The 5,143-nt window shown below is 44.1% G+C and carries 4 protein-coding genes; 2 read left to right on the top strand and 2 right to left on the bottom strand.

The window, feature by feature from the left end; genetic code table 11:
- The coding region (locus tag H6S82_RS17535; RefSeq protein WP_191056485.1) for a Bax inhibitor-1 family protein at window positions 1-644 on the bottom strand (644 nt) is incomplete at its 3' end.
- 349 nt (window positions 645-993) lie between these two features.
- Here H6S82_RS17535 and H6S82_RS17530 point away from each other — a divergent pair.
- Entirely contained in the window at window positions 994-1,779 is a 786-nt protein-coding gene (locus H6S82_RS17530) for an RNA polymerase sigma factor SigF (RefSeq protein WP_190464401.1), read from the top strand.
- A 367-nt stretch (window positions 1,780-2,146) separates the two neighbouring features.
- The gene (locus tag H6S82_RS17525) at window positions 2,147-3,331 is read left to right on the top strand and encodes a CapA family protein (RefSeq protein ID WP_190464402.1); all 1,185 of its coding nucleotides are present in this window, start codon (window positions 2,147-2,149) and stop codon (window positions 3,329-3,331) included.
- 15 nt (window positions 3,332-3,346) lie between these two features.
- Here H6S82_RS17525 and H6S82_RS17520 read toward each other — a convergent pair.
- Window positions 3,347-5,143 (bottom strand): CHASE2 domain-containing protein (locus H6S82_RS17520; RefSeq protein WP_191056484.1); only part of this gene is annotated, 1,797 nt, incomplete at its 5' end.

Below are 5,143 nucleotides of genomic sequence, written 5' to 3'. Positions count from 1 at the left end.
GGCTGGTACTCCTCGTCGCGGTAGGTGCGCGGCAAAATGAAGAAATCTACCACAGCAGCACCGGCAAACAAGAAGACGCCAATGCCGGAGATGCCGATTTCTAACCAAGTTGGGCTATAGACGCCGAATAGTGCCAACAGGAATTGACCGAGAACGACAAGGCAGAGGGCAATAATCCCCATGCTTACTGTTCTAGTCAAGGCGATTCCATCTTCTTCAGATAAATTGGAACCTATTTGGCGACTGGCAATAAAGGCGATGCCGCAGCCAAGGGCAGCAACGCCAACTCCTTCAATGCCGACGCCGTTTGTGCCTAGTGCCACGAATACCAATCCGCTGAGGGTGTAGCCGGACAGCAGGCTGTAGGTAGCCAAAAGGGGCAGGGCAAGTTTGTTGTTGCCTTTGGCGGCAACACCTTGGGCGACAAAGAAAAGAACCAACTCGGCGATAACGGCACCGATTAAAGTTGGGAAGAATAAAGATGGGTAGTTACGGATAACTCCCAAACCGCCGTAGGTGCCGATCGCAGTTAAAACCAACCCACCACCCAAAAAGGGAAGGGCGTTGGCAATTACGTTGGGGCCAACAAGCGCATTGCCTTTGGCCTCCCGAATTGCTTCGCGGAAGTTGCTTGTATAACTCATGCAGTTTCCTCTCTCGCTTGGGGGATCTTTGCTTAACAAGCCAAAATTGCTTTTTAGTCTTATTTTCACTTAGATCCTAAGCCATTCGCTGAGGAGAGGGTGGTGGAAGTTTGTCCGCTTATCCTTAAAAAAAGCTAAAGCCGACCCTTGGGGCGGCTGAGATTGCTTGCGTGTTTCTGCTGATTCTCCGTGCAACCTTTGTTCTGATTTCCGTGGAACAACGATGGTATCTCTCTGCTTATCTACAGACAATGAATTTAGATAGGGTCAACGCTCTAAATATCAGCCCAAGGAGAGATGACCTCAAAGAGATACATACGAGATGGCGTTTGACGGCAGAGGATTTTTTATGACAGCAACTCAGTCTGATATCGGCTCCTATGGGATGGAAAAGATGATTTCCTACCACCAAAATCCCACAGTTGCTCTACGGAATCAACTGGTACAGTTGCACGCTGGTTTGGTTCGCAAGGTTGCCCACCGCATCAGCCATCAGTGTGCCGAACCCTATGAAGATTTGGAACAAATTGGTTATTTTGGTTTGATTCGTGCGATCGAGCGCTTCGACCCCACTCAAGGATGTGCTTTCAGTTCCTTTGCTATTCCTTACATTCGGGGCGAAATGCTGCACTTTCTGCGCGATAAAAGTAGTATAGTCAAGGTTCCCCGCAGATGGCAAGAACTCTACAACGAAGGGGAAAAGGTACGCAAAGATCTGACGGCCAAACTCGGTAGAACACCTAAAGATAGTGAAATTGCTCAACTACTAAAAGTATCTCTTCAAGAGTGGCGTGAAAGTCAGTTGGCTGCACAAAACCGTCAACCCCTCAGTTTGGATGCTACGATTAGCCATCAAGTAGATTGTCCGGTAAGTTTGGCAGAAACTTTACCTGACTCTCGCTACCAAGCTTTCCAAAATCTAGAGGAAGAGCGGCAACAACTGCAAGGTGCAATGAGTCAGTTAGAAGAAAAAACTAGAGCAGCTATTGAGTGCGTGTTTCTACGGGAACTACCCCGGAAAGAAGCTGCTAAAAGGATTGGTGTCAGTCCAATGACCGTAACCCGACATCTGCAAAAAGGAATTGAACAATTAGTGTCTATGCTGCAACATCAGACTGCTGGTTTGGCGAGCTAAATCGTGAAAAGTTGATTCCTGAAAAGATGATTGGTAATCCAATACAACATTTTTCATATAGATAAGCCAAACAACCGTAAATATTACCTTTTTCCTTGTCTTGCTTGTCTGTTTTGGACTTCAGGTGTTGAAATAACTTTAGACTGACGCAAAGAAAATCGGTTTCTATGAAAAATCGTTCTGGTCGAGGATAAATTTAGGAAAAACCGATTTTTTTTGGTTATAGCAACGAAATATCCGGCTTACCAACGAAAGAAACCCAGTCGATCGTCCCCTATACTGAATACTGAATCGGTATTCTAGGTATGGGGGAAATTCATTAAGCGTAAGTTTCATTCGATAAACTTTCTGAGGAGCCTAAACTCTTATGAAATTTAAATCACTGCTGATAATTTTCGTATTGTTGATTTCTGGTTGCAGTCAAATTGGGAATGGAAATAAAACGGCGATCGAACAAACTAAACCATCTTCTAACTCACAAGTCGAGCCAAAGTTAAGGACTTATACAAAAGAAGCTAAATTGATTGCGGTTGGCGATATCCTGATGCACTTAGCTCTCACTCGATCGGGTTACAATCCCCAAACTAAAACCTATAATTTCGATAACTTTTTCAAAGAAGTAAAACCGATAATTTCTACAGGTGATTGGGCGATCGCTAATCTGGAGGTTCCTGTAGCGGGTGCGGAATTCGGCTACTCAGAATTTCCGATTTTTAATGCGCCCGCTGAAATAGTCGATGCTGCCAAAAACGCTGGATTTAATGTATTGACAAATGCCAACAATCATGCTTTAGATAAAGGCGAAAAGGGCATAATTAATACGATTAAGAATATCCAGAAGCGGGGCATACCTTCAACTGGCACGGCTACTTCACCTCAGTCAGCTTCAAAGATTTTGTTTGTCCGTAAAAACGACATTTCGATGGCGATAATGGCTTACACCTATGGCACAAATGGCATCCCTATACCCAAAGGAAAAAACTATCTCATTTCACTGCTCGATGAAAAGAAAATAGTCAAAGATATTGCCAGAGCGAGAAAAGAGGGAGCCGATGTAGTGACGCTTTGCTTGCATTTTGGCAATGAGTACCAGCGTCAACCTACTCCCGCACAAAAACAATTGGTTAAGCGGTTGGTAGAAGCGGGTGCTGACATTATTCTGGGCAGTCATCCCCACGTTGTTCAACCATACCAAATTTTCAATTTGCGGCGTAAAGATGGCAAACCCAGAACGGCGGTGGCGATTTATTCAATGGGTAATTTTATTGCATATCAGGTGGGTAATTACAAAGACCTTGGCGTTATTTTTTCTGTGAACATTCGCAAACGCTTTCCGGAAAAAACCATAGAGATTAGCAACGTGGAAGCGATGACTACTTGGACTCAGAATTATAGGTTGAATAATAAGTTGAATTTTCGGGTTGTACCGATCGCAGCAGTAGTTAAAACAAAAAAAGACCCGCTCATTCCAACTACTTATTATCCTGTTCTGCAAAAGCAACTCGTGCAGATGAACAATCATCTGAAATCTTTAGGCACTGAAAATAAGTGAATTTGTAGCAGGAATTCAGTGCAAATTGCGAGCGATTAGCGACTGCTCGATCCAAGCTCGATCGCTATCATTTTCAGATTGCTTCAGATATTCGATCGCAATGCGTCCAGCCGTTGGATAAGTGACGCATTCTTGTAAAAGTAACTCCAAAATTCTTTGCAGTTGAATCTGTTCTACTTGTTTGTTGATGACGATAGCGAGAGCGATCGCTGCCCCAAATAAACCCAGCATCGGCGGTACAAGAGGTAACCACCATCCCTGCAAAAAAGCCAAATAAGTTACTAATAATAACCCAGCAACTGCTAAACAAATACTGAGAGCGATCGCTCTCAAAGACCTAAACCACCAGGTTAACGCTGCGCCAAGCAACGACCAAAGCAAAATCCACAACCACTCTTGTGCTTCATTCCAAACTTGGATGGAAGGTCTTCCATCCAAAACAGCACTTAAAATATGACTGGTTAAGTTAGCGTGAATCGCAACTCCCGGCGTGCGATCGGACGTGCGAAATAAATTACTACCATAAGGTGTATAGAAGAGGTCGTTGAGGCTTTCGGCAGTCGTTCCGATCAAAACAATTCGATCTTCGATCAAATCTGGCGGTATCCGGTTATTCAGCACGTCAGAAAACGAGATTGTTTGGAAATTTTCTAACGTACCGCGATAGTTGAGCAAGATTTGATAACCGCCAGCATCAGCTCGGACATATCCGCCATCATTACTATCAAATGGTGCGAAGAAAGCTCGACCGAATTGCAACCGCCGCCGATCTATTTGTTTCGCAGTCACTTTTTCCGCATTCAAATACATTAAAGCGAGCTGCAATCCCAAAGCCTGATGAACTCGATCTTGGCTTTCCACCGATATCAAACCGCGACGGGTTTTGCCATCCGCATCTAATATCACATCGGCAAACCCAACTAGCCGTAACTTGTCTAAGATTGGCGGTGGATTGACGCGACTGCCGACAATTTTTTCAATTCCAATTAGATTGGGCGTAGATTTAAATATCTCCTCTAATACCTGATGACCTGGTTCTACAGGTAAATCTCGATATAAATCGAGACCGATTACTCTAGGATTGCGAGCTTTGATATTTTTAATTGTTTGGGCCAAAAATAAATCGGGAATGGGCCACTTCCTAATCTTAGTAATATCGGTTTCATCAACAGTGACAATAACTATACGCGGATCGGGTGATTCTAAAGGACGCCAGCTAAAAAATGTGTCTAAAGCATTCCATTCCATCCCCTGCAACAATCCCGTCAAACGTAACAGCATAATCGTGCTGGCAGCACAAACAGCAATTATCCCAGTCCAACCAAGCCAAATTCTGTGCTTGAGACGTTCTTTCTTCACTCTCCGTCTGGCAGAGGAAAGGATTTGATTAGCTTGTGCTAGAGATTCAAGGGCAACTTCTGTTTCCCGCTTACTCAATTCTTGACTGGCAGACAAATATTGATAATCTAAGTCGGTTAAACTTTTGCCCAATGCCCAAGCTAACGCATCTTTGAGCGCTTGTCCGCGCAACAAACGAGATTCATCGGTTCGTTTGGAAGCAACCCAAGCTTCCAAAGACTGCGAATAAGGACGTAAGTATGCTAATTGTTGTTCTACCCATTGCAGATTGAAAACTGCTTCATAAATGCGATTTTTTACTTTTAGCAATCCCTGGTGTCTGACAACCAATCCACTGAGGAGCAACTCTATCTGTTCGGGGCTATCATCTGTTTCAACTGGCACTCCTTGTAAAATTTTTTGGTAAATTCCCAGCATTCGGCCAGTGCGTTTGCCGTTGCGTTCGATGCGATC

Source organism: Planktothrix sp. FACHB-1355 (assembly GCF_014748295.1).
GTDB lineage: Bacteria > Cyanobacteriota > Cyanobacteriia > Cyanobacteriales > Aerosakkonemataceae > Aerosakkonema > Aerosakkonema funiforme_A.
Note: the sequence above shows the minus strand (reverse complement) of the source record. Positions and strands in the feature narration are given on the sequence as shown.

What these genes read in the sequence shown, in the direction of transcription:
- H6S82_RS17530 (WP_190464401.1), top strand. Translation starts at nt 994, where the DNA reads ATGACAGCAACTCAGTCTGATATCGGCTCCTATGGGATGGAAAAGATG.
- H6S82_RS17525 (WP_190464402.1), top strand. Translation starts at nt 2,147, where the DNA reads ATGAAATTTAAATCACTGCTGATAATTTTCGTATTGTTGATTTCTGGT.